The sequence below is a fragment of the Streptococcus sp. HMSC074F05 genome (assembly GCF_001808725.1).
Lineage (GTDB): Bacteria > Bacillota > Bacilli > Lactobacillales > Streptococcaceae > Streptococcus > Streptococcus parasanguinis_I.
Window position 1 is genome coordinate 34,727 of sequence record NZ_KV794401.1, and the last position, 15,818, is coordinate 50,544.

Here is a 15,818-nt window from a genome sequence, read left to right on the forward strand (position 1 = left end):
AAAACCGGTGGCTTTTTCTATGTACCTTAGCGAACGTTAGTGAGCTTAGGTACATTGATGCAGTTTGAGCGGAGCGAAAACTACGTTCCTTATTCTTTACGAGCATTAGCGAGTTTAGGTACATTGACGCAGTTCGAACGCAAGTGAGAACTACGATCTTTAAAAAATTAATGAGGTGAACTCAGAGAGTTCAACCGAACCAAAGGTACCGAAGTATTTTAATAGAGCGTAAGCTCTTTATTTTTTTGCACAGAAAAAAGCTCCTTGAGAAAATCTCAAGGAGCAGTGGAATGACTACTTGCCCGTTGCATCAGACACTTTTTTGAATTTTGCTGAAATAATCGTATTTAGATTATTCCGTCCATCGCGTTGCTCAATCGTCAACGTTAAAATATCTCCATCAATAGAGTATTTATACGTAGTTTCTTTAGCGACAGGTCCAATGGACATGGTTGCAAGTTGCACAATATTGATAGCTTCTGGGAAGATAATCGTTTGGTTTGCTGTATCTAATTTACCGTTCTTCAAGACAGAATGAATTTTAGCATTACCTTTATCAAATTCATAAGTTGTATTGGGCAAGTCCTTAGCGCCATCCTGTAGATTGACTGATAATTTGGTAAATTGATCTTTAATATATTCGTCTTTCGTTTGAGTCACTTTAGATGCATCTTTTTGTTTTAAGTAATCGTAGAACCTTCCAAAACTATCTGCTAGAGATACAGTATAGTCGAATTCAACAGATGTATCTGTAATGTTCAACGTTGGTTTTAAATCTTTCCATGCCTCAGGATAGATCAGCTTGATAGCCGAATCATCATTGTCAAAATCTTTAAAGGCTAAGCTACGTTCAAGAGCTGGTCGGAAGTCGATGGCTTGCCATTTTCCTTCAATTGGAACGGGGTCTTTTTGAGTAGTGCTTCCTTTACGTTTGAAGTGTAGTTCATAGTGAACTGGAAGATTATTTTTCTTCGCTTTTCCGTCAATCGTGACATAAAGCATGTCGTCTTTTAATTTGTAGTGATATGTGTTTGGCGAAACGCGATTTTCACCGAATGAGAAGAAGAATGAGTTTGCTACGGAAAGTCCTTCATCAAAGGTCATTGTTTTGGCACCTTGATCAATAGAACCCGTTGCTTCGTAGCTAAACACGCCAGTATCTTTATTCATGCTGACTTTGTATTTCTTAAAGTCGCTTGCAAATCCTTCATGAGAGTCATACATGATTTTTTTGAATTCTTCTTCAGTCTTGCCTCTAGCTTCTGTTGTGACAGTGGAGAAAGCTTTAATAAAGTTATCAATGTTATAGTCGTATTTAATGGTTGCCGTGTTGTTTTCAATCTTCATGTCCATTTTGAAGTCTTTAACAGATTCAAGCAAGTGTGCAAAGTGGATTCCATGGAGGGTATAGGCTCCGATGGATTCCGTTAAAGCATCGAGAGTATCGACTAATTCCCATTCGCCATCAATCGTTTCGACTTTTGCTGTTTCTGTTTTAGCAGCATTTTTAGAGCCACTTTGTTTTTGAGAACAAGAAGCTAGTAGGAAGACTGAGAGCAGAGCAACGAATGCTAAAAATAATTTTTTATAACGTCTAATCATCGCTAGACCTCCTTAAAATAGATGATTGTATTACGCTTATATTATACGTGCAACATAAATGTTTTGCAAGGGCTTTCAAACGAATCGCAATTTTGTTTTGTAACTTGACCGATTATTCAACATAAGAAACGGAAAAATTGTATGTAGCAGAGTACCCAATAGATGAGATTCTCAAGGTTTCCTAAATTATTTTTTTGCACAGAAAAAAGCCCCTTGAGAATTCTCAAAGGGCAGTGAGCTATTTAATTAGTTTTAGGAACTGAAACTTTCTTGAATTTCATTGGATAAACAAGATGAGCACCAGTTTCATCGTACGTTTTCTCAGCATAAATTGTTATTTGGTTACCTTTTGCCTTGCCAGCTAATGAGTTTCTTAACAAATAGAATATGATTTTAAATCATCAGAGGTATCATTTTTTGCTATAATAGACTGTATGAGTAGAATTTTAGACAATGAAATCATGGGCGATGAAGAGGCCGTTGAACGGACGTTGCGCCCGCAATATTTACATGAATATATCGGTCAAGATAAGGTTAAAGACCAGCTAAAAATCTTTATCGAGGCAGCCAAGCTTCGGGATGAAGCGCTGGATCATGTCCTTCTTTTTGGCCCTCCGGGGCTTGGGAAAACCACCATGGCCTTTGTCATTGCCAATGAACTGGGCGTCAATCTCAAGCAGACTTCTGGTCCTGTCATTGAAAAGGCAGGTGACTTGGTAGCTATCCTCAATGATCTAGAGCCGGGCGATGTCCTCTTTATCGATGAGATCCACCGTCTGCCTATGTCAGTCGAAGAAGTGCTTTACAGCGCCATGGAAGATTTTTACATCGACATTATGATTGGAGCTGGTGAGAGCAGCCGGAGTGTCCATCTGGACCTTCCTCCTTTCACTTTGATTGGGGCGACAACGCGAGCTGGTATGCTGTCCAATCCCTTGCGTGCTCGCTTTGGAATTACGGGGCACATGGAATACTATGAGCAGGATGATCTGACAGAGATTGTCGAGCGGACCGCCGAAATCTTTGAGATGGAGATTACCCACGAAGCTGCCGAAGAGCTTTCTCTTCGTAGTCGGGGGACTCCTCGGATTGCCAACCGCTTGCTTAAACGGGTGCGTGATTTTGCTCAGATCATGGGCGATGGCTTGATTGACGATACCATTACAGACAAGGCCCTCTCTATGCTAGATGTGGACCATGAAGGGCTGGACTATGTCGATCAAAAGATCCTGCGCACCATGATTGAAATGTACGGCGGTGGCCCGGTCGGGCTTGGGACTCTATCGGTCAATATTGCCGAAGAGCGCGAGACCGTAGAAGATATGTATGAGCCTTACTTGATTCAAAAAGGCTTTATCATGCGGACCCGGACAGGGCGCGTGGCGACCCGCAAAGCTTATGAACACCTGGGATATCCCTACAATGGAGACTAGAAGAAGATGCTGACGGAAAAAGCGATAGTAGAACAGATTCAAGCGGATCCGGAGATGATGAAAGTCTTGGCCATTATTCGGGATCTCAACTTGGCAGATGCCTGGTTAGCAGCGGGTGCGGTGCGAAATTTCATCTGGAACCAGCTCTCTGGAAGACCAGGGTTTGATGCGACGACGGATCTGGATCTGGTCTTTTATGACCCTGCGATCAGTTATGAGGAGACTCTCCAGATCGAGCAGGAATTAAAGAAGACCTATCCCCAGTACGCTTGGGAAGTGAAAAATCAAGTCTACATGCACCAGCATAGTCCGGGGACGGCTCCTTATCGCAGTGCTTGTGACGCAGTTTCCAAATACCCCGAGCAGTGTACGGCACTTGCAGTTCGCTTAAGAAAAGATGGTCAGCTAGAGCTCTTTCTCCCTTATGGGACAAAGGATATCGAAGACTTCATCGTTCAGCCAACTCCGCATTTTTTAGCCAGTCCAGAGCGTTTAACGGTTTATACAGAGCGGATGAAAAAGAAAAATTGGCAGAGTAAATGGCCTCCATTAGAGGTTCGTTTTCCAAAATAGAGAAACAGATCAGATTTGAAAAAGGAATCTGATTTTTCTTTAAAATGATGGAGCCACTTTGTCATCTTTCTGTCACATTTTTGTTATAATAGTAATAGTATGCTGGTTTTCCATAGTGGAAAGCCAAGAGCTCAGCTAGGTTGGGCAGTCCGAACAAGGAGTTAGGTGGAATCATGAAAAAAATCGTCTTTGTCTGCTTAGGAAATATTTGTCGGAGCCCCATGGCGGAGTTTGTCATGAAGGATTTGACGGATCAGTATGAGATTGAAAGTCGGGCCACCTCGAGCTGGGAACATGGCAATCCCATCCATCGGGGAACCCAGAAAATCTTTCAACAACACCAAGTCCCTTATGATCCAGCCAAGACGTCCTTACAGATCAAGGAAGAGGATTTTTACAACTTTGATTTGATCCTAGGGATGGACGAAAACAATGTAGCAGATCTGAAGCAAATGGCTCCTGCGGGTACAGAGCACAAGATTCATCTTTTTGCTGCTGAAAGTGTGCCAGATCCGTGGTATACCAGTGATTTTGAGGAGACCTATTCCAGAGTCCTGAGTGGCTGTAAGGCTTGGTTAGATCAGTTAGCAACTTCTTAAGAGTTTGATATGTGAGAGAATACAGAATATGAAAGAATTTTATGAGACTTATAAGGTCTATCTAACACGAAAAAATTTAGAAATAGCAGCAGTAGTCGTGATTATTCTATCTGCTTTGATGGTTTTCCTTTCAGCCATTCCAGGTCAGGGCGTCTTGACCTTGGATAAGGGTGCGATCCGTTACGACGGAAGTTTGGTCCGTGGCAAGATGAATGGCAAGGGAACCGTCACCTTTAAAAATGGGGATACCTATACAGGTAACCTCGTCAACGGCTCTTTTAGCGGCTATGGTAAGTTTAAGTCCAAGGATGGTTGGACCTATGAAGGGCAGTTTGTTAACGGCCAGCCGGAGGGCAAAGGCACCTTAACCACAGAAGCCAACGTCGTATACAAAGGAACATTCAAGCAGGGGATTTATCAAAATGCGCATTAAATGGTTTTCACTAGTCCGTGTTACAGGACTCTTATTGGTATTGCTTTACCATTTCTTCCAAAAAGCCTTTCCTGGAGGCTTCATTGGGGTAGATATTTTCTTCACCTTCTCAGGATTTTTGATTACAGCGCTCTTGATCGATGAATTTGCGCGCAAGCAAGGAATCGACTATTTGGCATTCTTGAAACGGCGCTTTTACCGGATCGTACCACCCCTTGTCTTTATGGTCTTGGTCGTGATGCCCTTTACCTTTATGGTCCAACGGGACTACGTGGCTGGTATTGGGACTCAGATTGCGGCGGTCTTTGGTTTTGTGACCAATTTCTTTGAGATGGCAACGGGTGGTAGTTACGAAAGTAACTTCATTCCGCATCTCTTCCTTCATACCTGGAGTTTGGCTCTAGAAGTGCATTACTATGTGCTCTGGGCACTTTTGGCATGGTTCTTGGCTAAGCGGGCTAAGACGGTTGGAAAGTACCGAGGTATGCTCTTCTTAGCATCCAGCGGGCTCTTTCTCTTCACCTTCTTGTCCATGTTCATCCGCGCCTTTCTGACAGCTAATTTCTCTACTATCTATTTTTCTAGCTTCACTCACATCTTCCCCTTCTTTGCGGGATCATGCCTAGCAACGGTGACAGGGATTGCCAATGTCAGCCCGAACTTTACAAAATTGGTGCAGTCTTGGAGCATGAAAAAGACCTTATCGGTCTTGGGTGGAAGCTTTGCCTTCTTGTTTGTGCTCAGTCTTTTCTTACCATTTGATAGCTTGTGGACCTATCTATTTGGCTTTTTAGCAGCGACAATCGCAGCTTGTGCCATGATTCTGTCGGCCCGCATTCTCCATGAAAAGACGCCAGATAAAAAAGAACCAGCCATCCTCAATTTCTTGGCAGATACCAGTTATGGCGTTTACCTTTTCCACTGGCCTTTCTTTATCATCTTCTCTCAACATTTGGGAAATATGATGGCAGCCCTTGTGACGACGATCGTTTCCTTGATTCTAACGGCTCTGTCCTTCTATATTTTGGAGCCAACCATTGCAGGCAAGGAGCCTCGTGTCTTTGGTATGAAGATGGATCTCAGCTTTTTGACCAAGCCAATCTTTTACCTCATGATTCCATTAGCTCTCTTGATGATCGGGATCTCTGCCTTTGCACCAACAGTCGGAGCTTTTGATGAGAGTTTGGTAGTGAGTGGGCTCAATCAAGCAGACAGCAAAATGCAGGTCACACGGACGCAGGTGGACAATGCGACGGCAACAGACTATAACGTCTCAAATGGTGTGACCATGATCGGTGATTCGGTTAACTTGAGAGCACAAGACTACCTGACTAAAGCGATCCCTGGCATCCAGATCGATGCGGTGGTAAGCCGTCAGTTGGAAAATGGAATGAAGGTCTTTGAGACCGATATTTCCAATAAAGTTCTCCTAAAAAATGTGGTCATTGCCCTAGGAACCAATACTGTAAGCAACTACAAAGAATTGCTGGACCAGTATGTTGAAAAACTTCCAAAAGGCCGTCGCCTGATCCTTGTGACACCATATGATGGTCGATATGCCAACGATCAGTCCAGTGAATCGGTTCAAACGCGTCTTTATGAATTGGAACTAGCCAAGAAATACGACTTTATCACCATTGCGGACTGGTATCAAGTAGCAATTGAAAATCCAAACATTTGGGTGGGAACAGACTCTGTTCACTTCAATATGGAAACCAATGGCGGGGAACTCTATGCTCAAACAGTTAAAGAAGCCCTAGATAAGGCTGAAAAAGGACCAGTCAAGAAGTAAAAATACTTCTCTGAAACTGAAACAAAACATATCCTAACAAAATAAAACAAAAAGCAACTTTATACTTGTAAAAAGTTGCTTTTTTTAGTAAGATTAAGAAAACGCTTACAAAAATCAATTGAAAACATCACTTTGTGAAGAAAAAGTTTTTTAAATTATTTTTTCACAATTTTGCGAAAGAATTGCTTTTGCAGCAATCAAATTGATAAAACTTTCACAAACTTCAAAAAAATCTTTGTGAAAGTTGCTTGGAAGTGTTTACAAAAATCTCAAAATAGAGTACAATTATATTGTGAAATAATTAACAAATCGAAATTTCTTACACTATTCTTGAAAATTTCCGAAAACATGAAAAAGTTCTAGAAAAGGATAAGGGTTTCAAACATTGGAGGAAAGTATCAAATGGCTGATAAAAAAACTCTCTCACCTGAAGAAAAGAAACTCGCTGCTGAAAAACACGTAGACGAGTTGGTGCAAAAAGCGCTTGTTGCGCTTGAAGAAATGCGCAAATTGAACCAGGAGCAAGTGGACTACATTGTAGCGAAAGCATCTGTAGCTGCTCTTGACGCACACGGTGAGCTTGCTCTTCATGCTTATGAAGAAACTGGTCGTGGAGTCTTTGAAGACAAGGCGACGAAGAACTTGTTCGCTTGTGAACACGTAGTAAATAACATGCGTCACACCAAGACAGTTGGTGTCATTTCAGAAGATGACGTCACTGGTTTGACCCTTATTGCTGAGCCTGTCGGAGTTGTCTGCGGGATCACACCTACAACCAACCCAACTTCAACAGCAATCTTTAAAGCATTGATTTCCTTGAAGACACGGAACCCTATCGTCTTTGCCTTCCACCCATCCGCTCAAGAATCATCTGCTCATGCGGCACGAATCGTACGCGATGCAGCAATTGCAGCTGGAGCACCTGAGAACTGTGTGCAATGGATTACCCAACCTTCTATGGAAGCAACTAGTGCCCTGATGAACCATGAAGGGGTTGCGACCATCCTTGCGACCGGTGGTAACGCCATGGTAAAAGCTGCTTATTCTTGTGGAAAACCAGCTCTTGGGGTAGGTGCCGGAAACGTTCCTGCTTACGTTGAAAAATCAGCCAATATCCGCCAAGCAGCACACGATATCGTCATGTCTAAATCATTTGACAACGGTATGGTCTGTGCGTCTGAACAAGCGGTCATCATCGATAAAGAAATCTACGATGAGTTTGTTGAAGAATTCAAATCTTACCACACTTACTTTGTCAACAAAAAAGAAAAAGCCCTTCTTGAAGAGTTCTGCTTCGGCGTAAAAGCCAACAGCAAGAACTGTGCAGGTGCGAAATTGAATGCGGACATCGTTGGGAAACCAGCAGCATGGATCGCTGAACAAGCTGGCTTCACTGTACCAGAAGGAACCAATATCCTTGCGGCAGAATGTAAAGAAGTTGGTGAAAAAGAACCGTTGACTCGTGAAAAATTGTCACCAGTCATCGCTGTTTTGAAATCTGAAAGCCGTGAAGACGGAATTAACAAAGCTCGCCAAATGGTTGAATTCAACGGTCTTGGTCACTCAGCAGCCATCCATACTGCTGATGAAGAATTGACCAAAGAATTTGGTAAAGCAGTTAAAGCTATTCGTGTGATCTGCAACTCTCCTTCGACTTTCGGTGGTATCGGGGATGTTTACAATGCCTTCTTGCCATCATTAACACTTGGATGTGGTTCTTACGGACGCAACTCTGTTGGGGACAACGTTAGTGCCATCAACCTCTTGAATATCAAAAAAGTCGGACGCCGGAGAAATAACATGCAATGGATGAAACTTCCTTCAAAAACATACTTTGAACGTGATTCAATTGAATACCTACAAAAATGTCGTGACGTTGAACGTGTCATGATCGTTACAGACCACGCTATGGTAGAGCTTGGTTTCCTTGATCGTATCATCGAACAGCTTGACCTTCGTCGCAACAAGGTGGTTTACCAAATCTTTGCAGACGTAGAACCAGATCCAGATATCACAACTGTTGAACGTGGTACAGAGATCATGCGTGCCTTCAAACCAGATACGATCATTGCTCTCGGTGGTGGATCACCAATGGATGCGGCCAAAGTTATGTGGCTCTTCTACGAACAACCAGAAGTGGACTTCCGTGACTTGGTACAAAAATTCATGGATATCCGTAAACGTGCCTTCAAGTTCCCATTGCTTGGTAAGAAGACTAAATTTATTGCGATCCCAACAACATCTGGTACAGGATCTGAAGTAACTCCATTTGCCGTTATCTCTGATAAAGCAAACAACCGTAAATACCCAATCGCAGACTACTCATTGACTCCAACAGTTGCCATCGTAGACCCTGCCTTGGTATTGACAGTTCCAGGATCTGTTGCAGCAGACACTGGTATGGACGTCTTGACGCACGCGACAGAAGCTTACGTATCACAAATGGCTAGCGACTTCACAGATGGTCTTGCTCTTCAAGCTATTAAACTTGTCTTTGAAAACTTGGAAAGCTCAGTCAAGAATGCGGACTTCCATTCACGCGAAAAGATGCACAATGCGTCAACCATCGCAGGTATGGCCTTCGCCAATGCCTTCCTCGGTATTTCTCACTCAATGGCCCACAAGATTGGTGCGCAATTCCACACCATCCACGGACGGACCAATGCGATCTTGCTTCCATACGTTATCCGTTACAACGGTACACGTCCGGCTAAGACAGCTACATGGCCTAAGTACAACTACTACCGTGCGGATGAAAAATACCAAGATATCGCTCGTATGCTAGGACTTCCATGCTCTACACCAGAAGAAGCCGTTGAAGCTTACGCAAAAGCTGTGTACGAACTTGGTGAACGCTGTGGTATCGAAATGAACTTCAAAGCACAAGGCATCGATGAAAAAGAATGGAAGAAACATTCTCGTGAATTGGCCTTCCTTGCTTACGAAGATCAATGTTCACCAGCTAACCCACGTCTTCCAATGGTAGACCATATGCAAGAAATCATCGAAGATGCTTACTATGGTTACAAGGAACGCCCAGGACGTCGTAAATAAGACGCCAAGGAAGAACTGATGTTTATCAGCTATCCCTCGCTCAAAAGAGCGGGGGATTTTTGATGGCCTTTTCAGGTTTCAATCGAAAAAAGGGAGCTGAGGAATTGCCTGTCTTTTTTTGCTTTTCAGACCTCCGAACCATTTTTTCATAAAAATTAGACTTTTTTTCAGAAATTGTGTTATTTTTATAGCATTCCGGGCTAATTTATGTTACCCTATAGTGTGTGAATCTGCCTGTAGCTGAAGGGTTATGATCCTTTTTCAGTTATAGGAAACGAAAAAACAAATCCAAGAAAGGAGGCCATCTCAAATGGAGTTAGAAGGTGAAGTGCAAGATCAGGCGCAGAAAATTATTGAAATGCCCCAACGAGATCGGGCAACGTCCGCTTCAGAAAATCAGCCATCATCTGCCTCGGTGGTCTCCATGTATGGACAGGAAAGGCCAAGTATTCCGAGCCTCCATCAGCAATTGGCAGGGGCATCTGGTACCCAGACCATTCAATTACGAGAGGAATTGGTACTGGCAGTAGCACAAAATGCTTCAGCGCAAGCGACGGTTTTTGAGGCCGAGCTCAAAGATCAGCTAGAAGTGGCCAAGGAGACGGTTTCCCATAAGGTTGCGGAGGTGTCACAAATGGCCCACAGCATGGCTCAGTTTTTAACAGATGCAGAAGTGGAGCAACTATTAGGAGAGTTCTCCATGGATACTTGCTGGGACCAAGCGGTCGAGGCGGAAAACCTGGCTCAAGCAAAGGCCTACTCGACACGTCTGTCAGATTTGGCAGGGCAACTGGAGGCTGCATCAGCCCAATTGGTGGACTTGGACAAGGGACAAGCAGTGGCCTTTGATTTTCATAAGTAGGAGAAAAAGATGTTAGAGATCCTGGGAGAGGATAGAGAACGCATTGAGGAGCTCCATCGAGAGATTAAAAAGGAGCAAGAGCGGATTGCAATTCGGAGTTTGATTGCAACGCAAAAAGCCTTGATGATGTTGGAAGGGATGAGTTTGCAGGTGACTTTGAGCGGTCAATCCGAAAAAATGCGCTCTTTTGCCACAACAACTCTAGTTAATGATTTGAAAGATGGATTTACAGGAGGAGCAGCGGACGCGGCAGAAGCAGCACTGAAATCAGTGAAAAAGCCGATTTTATTGAGTCCGATTAAAGGAGGTATGTGATGTACCATTCAGGAAATAGTGAATTAGAACAACTAGAAGATCGACATTACCGCTTCAACCAGAAACTTAGCGAGTTGGAGTGGGATTATGCGGATATGCGTATGGATGTCCGCCAACATACAGAAAATTTAGTAGACTGGCTGAGTGCCCTGCATTTTCAAGCCCCAAGTGCGGAGGCTCAAAGTGGTTTGGAGCGTTTATTTGCCTTGCAAGAAGAGTTTGAGGCAGAACTCAAGCGCTATGAAGAGCGTTTAGAAGAAGAGCGTGAGCGCGAGCAGCAAGAGTACTATAAGCGGCGCCAACAATTAGAACAAGGTGATTGAAACATTCCTCTGGTAGAGATAAGAGGAATGTTTTTGTTTGCTCAAAAAACTTTTAAAAATGTGCTCATAAAATATTGTAAGCGTTTGCTTAGTATGTTATAATATTCACAAAGAGACGAAAATAAAATGGTTTTATCAAACCAACAAAGAAAAGGAGTCGCTTATGAAAGCTGCAACTTATGTATCTGCAGGCAATCTGCAACTGCTTGATCAACCAAAACCAGTGATCAAAAATCCAACGGATGCCATTGTGCGTGTCTTGAAGACAACCATTTGTGGGACAGACCTTCACATCCTAGGAGGAGATGTTCCAGCTTGTAAAGAAGGCACGATTTTAGGTCACGAAGGAATCGGGATCGTCGAAGAAGTCGGCGATGCGGTTACTAACTTCAAGGTGGGCGACAAGGTCATTATCTCTTGTGTCACAGCTTGTAATACCTGCTACTACTGTAAACGTAGTCTGCCTTCTCACTGTGAAGATGGTGGTTGGATTTTGGGTCACTTGATCAACGGAACCCAAGCAGAATATGTCCACATTCCACATGCGGATGGTAGTCTTTATCATGCGCCTGAAACTGTGGATGATGAAGCCTTGGTTATGCTCTCAGATATTCTCCCAACGTCTTATGAAATCGGGGTCCTCCCATCTCATGTGAAACCTGGGGACAATGTCTGTATCGTTGGAGCTGGTCCGATTGGCCTTGCGGCTCTTTTGACCGTTCAATTCTTCTCACCAGCTACGATTATCATGGTGGACTTATCTGAATCTCGTCTTGAAGCAGCTAAGAAATTTGGGGCAACTCACACCATCTGCTCCAGCGATATTGCTGAAATCAAGGCCTTTATCAATGAAGTGACGGATGGCCGTGGTGTCGATATTTCAATGGAATGTGTGGGTTATCCTGCTACCTTTGATGTCTGCCAAAACGTCATCTCTGTCGGTGGTCATATTGCCAATGTCGGTGTTCACGGAAAACCAGTTAGCTTCAATTTGGACGAATTGTGGATCAAGAACATTACCCTCAACACCGGTCTCGTCAATGCCAACACCACTGAAATGTTGCTCAATGTCTTGAAATCAGGCAAGATCGATGCAACCAAGCTCATTACTCACCATTTCAAACTCTCAGAAGTCGAAAAGGCCTATGATGTCTTTAAACATGCGGGTGAAAACAATGCACTCAAGGTTATTATCGAAAATGACATCAGTGAATGATGTGCTCGTTACTCTTTGTTCATAGTTTTTTTAGACGGACCAGAGATATTCTGGTCCTATTTTCAGTCCCAAATAGCCGATAATTCCTTGCAAAAAAAATTCCTTGTCTTATAATATAAGTGTAGAAAACGAATACATTAAGAGAAAGGTGTAATCTTATGAAACGGTTTTGTTATCATCGTGAATTCTGGATGGACTTCCATTTCTGGATCTTGGTCTTGCTTATAGTAGCTGTGGTTATGACGATGCAGGCTCCGCTTTCGGTAGTTAGCCTAGCTTATCTTGCTTTTGTTGGGATTCTGATTCTTCTGCAGGTCTTTCAACCGTCTGTATCGACACGGCAGTACCCAGAAGGTAGCTACCATTTCAATTGGACCTTCTATCGCGATACTAGACTGTATATCGATCTCTTTTTATTAGCAGGTCTCTTGGCAGGCCCAATTACTTCATCGGATATGGTCTATTGGATCTTGCTTGGAGCCGTCGTCGGCTCTATCGGCTTTGTATTTGTTGTAAAGGAAAAAGCGACTCAAAAGATGGCTTAGGTAGATGAGATGGTTTCAATATTATAGAGTAGAAATACTTCTTTAGAATAATCAAAAAAACCAAGAAGGATGAGTTTTATCTCATCCTTCTTGGTTTTTTAAATAGGGAGACCATATTATGATTTTCGAGAACGTTGACTAGAAAGCTTTTTGTTTTCCCAGTAGCTATTAAAGACAATTTCCTTTTGTTCTCGGCTTTTATTAAGGAAGTGGGCATAGATTAAATCGACCACGATGAGGAGTGGTAAAATCGCAGAGATACGATCGATATAGGTACTACTAGGAAGGGGTGCGGCTGGTAACACTTCTGTGAATCCTTGGTGGATAGCAGCCGGGTTAGCAGTCAAAAGAACCGTTTTAGCCCCTTTTTCTTTCGCATTCAGCAGACTGTCTGTAATGGAGTTGGTGCCTCCTGACAATGAGAAACCGATGACTAAACAAGAGGAATCGAGAATACTGGTCGTCCAAGCAAAGCCGTCTTGATCAGTCAGGGCTTCACAAACGACGCCTAGTCGCATAAAGCGCAATTTCATTTCTCGAGCGACTAAACCGGAACTACCAATCCCGAAGAAATAGACTCGGTCCGCTTGATCGATTAGTTCAGCTACCCGATCCAATTGGGAATCTTTTATCAGACTTTCAGTGACGTTACTGATATGGTGGTATCGTTGCAAGACACTCAGCGTCAGCTCGTCATGTTCTTGTACCTGTTTTTGATTTTTGGTTTCTTCGTTAAAGTGATAAACAAATTCCCGATAGCCAGTGAAGCCACATTTTTGAGAGAAACGCGTTAAAGCTGCCTTTGAGACATGGAGTAACTCAGTTACACGAGAAGAGGACAGAGAGTGCTGTCGTGCTTCAGATGATAAAAAATATTGGGCAATGTCGCGTTCCATATCTGTTAACTCAGCTTCATGGCTGGCGATAATGGTGCGTAAATCTTGATCTTGTTTCACAGCAATCCTCCTTTCTCACAGTATGAAATAACAGGATGCTCCTATAATATATTACACATTATAACATGGAGACACCCTTTTATTCAAGTAAAAGCAAGTAAAATACATTGAAACTAGTATCAGTATTTAAAGGGTGAAATAATAATTTTAAAAGTGCTCAAAAGACTAAATTTACTTTCAGAAATAGAAGGCTAGAAATAGAGATCATAAAATTGTCGCTATAAGAAATAAATAGGGAAGTAAGGTAACGTTGTGAAAGAACTCTTTCTCATAGCTTGATAAGAAAGAACCTTTATAAATAACATAAAGTATTTGTATAATAAATAAAATGGGTATACAATAAAAATATAGGAATTACCAGGATTTTTTAGAAAGTACTTTCTAATTATAGGGAAAGTATTGAAAATACATATTTAAAGTATTATGATTAATGGTGTAAGAGCTTACAAATTAAAAAAAGAAGCAGGTGATTAAATCATGGAAGAGTTACGGCATAAGCTGATTGTTTCGTGTCAAGCTCTACCAGACGAACCATTGCATAGTGATTTTATTATGGCTCGTATGGCAGTGGCTGCCGAGGAGGGCGGAGCATCTGGAATTCGCGCCAATTCTGTTGTTGATATTGCAGCGATTCGAAAAGCGGTGAATTTACCGATCATTGGGATCATCAAACGAGATTACGAAGGTGCAGATGTTTATATCACGGCAACTATGAAAGAGGTAGATGAACTCATGACGGTTCGTCCGGATATTATTGCGATAGATGCCACAACTTCTACACGACCAAATGGCGAAAGCTTAGAAGATTTTTTCCAAAAAGTAAAGAAAAAATATCCGGATCAATTGTGGATGGCAGATTGTTCGACTATTGATGAAATGCTGACGGCTGATCAAATAGGTTTTGATTATATTGGAACAACGTTGGTAGGGTATACCAAGCAAAGTAAAGGCGATAAAATCGAATCAAATGACTTTGAAATTATTCGCAAAGCCCTTAGTAAACTATCTCATCCATTAATTGCAGAAGGTAACATCGATACCCCTGATAAAGTCCATAGGGTATTGGAGTTAGGTGCCTATAGTGTTGTCGTAGGTTCAGCTATTACACGTCCACAATTAATTACAAAAAAATTTGTAGAAGCAACAAAATAAAGAAAGAGGTTTCCAAATGACAAATACAAATTTGAAGAAATATGAAGGTGTTATTCCAGCGTTTTATGCTTGCTATGATGAAAATGGTGAAGTGAGCTCAGAAAGAGTACGTGCTTTGGCTCAATACCATATTGATAAAGGAGTACAAGGGGTTTATGTCAACGGATCTTCTGGAGAATGTATTTATCTTAGTGTTGAAGATCGTAAGCTGATTTTAGAGAATGTAATGGCGGTCGCTAAAGGAAAACTAACTGTTATTGCCCACGTCGCATGTAACAATACCAAAGATAGCGTTGAACTTGCAAAGCATGCTGAAAGTCTTGGAGTAGATGCTATTGCTGCTATCCCACCTATTTACTTCCGTCTTCCTGCCTATTCGATTGCTCGCTATTGGAATGACATGAGCAAGGCTGCACCAAATACAGATTTTATCATTTATAATATTCCGCAACTGTCTGGTACCACCCTCACACGCGACCTGTATGCTGAAATGCGCAAGAATCCACGGGTGATCGGGGTGAAAAATTCATCTATGCCAACACAAGATATTCAAATGTTTGTAGCTGATGGAGGAGATGACCATATTGTCTTTAATGGACCAGATGAACAGTTCATTAGTGGCCGCGTTATTGGTGCAAAAGCTGGAATTGGTGGTACTTACGGGGTGATGCCTGATTTGTTCTTAAAATTAAATGAATTGATCAAAGAATCCGATTTTGAAACAGCTAAAGAATTGCAATATGCGATCAATGATGTCATTTATAAGATGGTCAGTGGTCGAGCAAATCTTTATGCAGTGATCAAAGAAATTCTCCGTATAAATGAAAAATTAGATCTTGGTTCTGTAAGAGCCCCACTCGAACCCTTGCATGAAGAAGATCTGGCAATTGCAAAAGAAGCAGCAGAACTTATTCAACAAGCACGAAAAGAATTTTTATAATAAATAAAATCAATATGGAGATA

General features: G+C 42.2%; 15 protein-coding genes. 13 read left to right on the forward strand and 2 right to left on the reverse strand.

Annotation, left to right across the window (positions count from 1 at the left end):
• Positions 1 to 294: 294 nt before the first annotated feature.
• Positions 295 to 1,602: a hypothetical protein gene (locus tag HMPREF2685_RS00280; protein ID WP_070464589.1), complete on the reverse strand. Its 1,308-nt coding sequence runs from the start codon at positions 1,600 to 1,602 to the stop codon at positions 295 to 297.
• Between the two features lie 434 nt (positions 1,603 to 2,036).
• Here HMPREF2685_RS00280 and ruvB point away from each other — a divergent pair, with 434 nt between their 5' ends.
• The 11 genes from ruvB (at position 2,037) to HMPREF2685_RS00335 (ending at position 12,747) form a co-directional block, all read left to right on the forward strand.
• On the forward strand, positions 2,037 to 3,035 hold the full coding sequence (gene ruvB, locus HMPREF2685_RS00285) for a Holliday junction branch migration DNA helicase RuvB (RefSeq protein WP_021154208.1): 999 nt from the start codon (positions 2,037 to 2,039) through the stop codon (positions 3,033 to 3,035).
• A 6-nt stretch (positions 3,036 to 3,041) separates the two neighbouring features.
• The gene (locus HMPREF2685_RS00290) at positions 3,042 to 3,608 is read left to right on the forward strand and encodes a nucleotidyltransferase family protein (protein WP_070464592.1); all 567 of its coding nucleotides are present in this window, start codon (positions 3,042 to 3,044) and stop codon (positions 3,606 to 3,608) included.
• A gap of 173 nt (positions 3,609 to 3,781) precedes the next feature.
• The gene (locus HMPREF2685_RS00295) at positions 3,782 to 4,207 is read left to right on the forward strand and encodes a low molecular weight protein-tyrosine-phosphatase (RefSeq protein WP_070464595.1); all 426 of its coding nucleotides are present in this window, start codon (positions 3,782 to 3,784) and stop codon (positions 4,205 to 4,207) included.
• Between the two features lie 28 nt (positions 4,208 to 4,235).
• Positions 4,236 to 4,640, forward strand: coding sequence for an MORN repeat-containing protein (locus HMPREF2685_RS00300; protein WP_049483966.1), 405 nt, complete (start codon positions 4,236 to 4,238; stop codon positions 4,638 to 4,640).
• Positions 4,630 to 6,432: an acyltransferase family protein gene (locus HMPREF2685_RS00305; protein WP_023920066.1), complete on the forward strand. Its 1,803-nt coding sequence runs from the start codon at positions 4,630 to 4,632 to the stop codon at positions 6,430 to 6,432. Before HMPREF2685_RS00300 ends, HMPREF2685_RS00305 begins: the two co-directional genes overlap by 11 nt.
• Positions 6,433 to 6,834: 402 nt before the next feature.
• Positions 6,835 to 9,486, forward strand: a complete 2,652-nt coding sequence (gene adhE, locus HMPREF2685_RS00310) for a bifunctional acetaldehyde-CoA/alcohol dehydrogenase (protein WP_070464599.1) — start codon at positions 6,835 to 6,837, stop codon at positions 9,484 to 9,486.
• A gap of 310 nt (positions 9,487 to 9,796) precedes the next feature.
• On the forward strand, positions 9,797 to 10,348 hold the full coding sequence (locus tag HMPREF2685_RS00315) for a hypothetical protein (protein WP_049475235.1): 552 nt from the start codon (positions 9,797 to 9,799) through the stop codon (positions 10,346 to 10,348).
• Positions 10,349 to 10,357: 9 nt separating this feature from the next.
• Entirely contained in the window at positions 10,358 to 10,663 is a 306-nt protein-coding gene (locus HMPREF2685_RS00320; protein ID WP_023920072.1) for a hypothetical protein, read from the forward strand.
• Positions 10,663 to 10,986, forward strand: a complete 324-nt coding sequence (locus tag HMPREF2685_RS00325) for a hypothetical protein (RefSeq protein ID WP_049475236.1) — start codon at positions 10,663 to 10,665, stop codon at positions 10,984 to 10,986. Before HMPREF2685_RS00320 ends, HMPREF2685_RS00325 begins: the two co-directional genes overlap by 1 nt.
• Positions 10,987 to 11,149: 163 nt before the next feature.
• On the forward strand, positions 11,150 to 12,202 hold the full coding sequence (locus HMPREF2685_RS00330; RefSeq protein WP_024056400.1) for a zinc-dependent alcohol dehydrogenase family protein: 1,053 nt from the start codon (positions 11,150 to 11,152) through the stop codon (positions 12,200 to 12,202).
• 158 nt (positions 12,203 to 12,360) lie between these two features.
• Complete coding sequence (locus HMPREF2685_RS00335) at positions 12,361 to 12,747, forward strand: hypothetical protein (protein WP_024056401.1); 387 nt, start codon at positions 12,361 to 12,363, stop codon at positions 12,745 to 12,747.
• A gap of 116 nt (positions 12,748 to 12,863) precedes the next feature.
• Here the strand turns inward: HMPREF2685_RS00335 and HMPREF2685_RS00340 are convergent, their stop codons facing one another.
• Positions 12,864 to 13,703 (reverse strand): MurR/RpiR family transcriptional regulator, encoded by an 840-nt coding sequence (locus HMPREF2685_RS00340; RefSeq protein WP_049475237.1) that lies wholly within the window; start codon positions 13,701 to 13,703, stop codon positions 12,864 to 12,866.
• 477 nt (positions 13,704 to 14,180) lie between these two features.
• On the opposite strand from HMPREF2685_RS00340, the gene HMPREF2685_RS00345 reads away from it, so the two are divergent.
• Both HMPREF2685_RS00345 and HMPREF2685_RS00350 read left to right on the forward strand, forming a co-directional pair.
• Positions 14,181 to 14,855, forward strand: a complete 675-nt coding sequence (locus HMPREF2685_RS00345; RefSeq protein WP_049485589.1) for an N-acetylmannosamine-6-phosphate 2-epimerase — start codon at positions 14,181 to 14,183, stop codon at positions 14,853 to 14,855.
• Positions 14,856 to 14,871: 16 nt separating this feature from the next.
• Positions 14,872 to 15,795: a dihydrodipicolinate synthase family protein gene (locus HMPREF2685_RS00350; RefSeq protein WP_070464602.1), complete on the forward strand. Its 924-nt coding sequence runs from the start codon at positions 14,872 to 14,874 to the stop codon at positions 15,793 to 15,795.
• Positions 15,796 to 15,818: the final 23 nt, after the last annotated feature.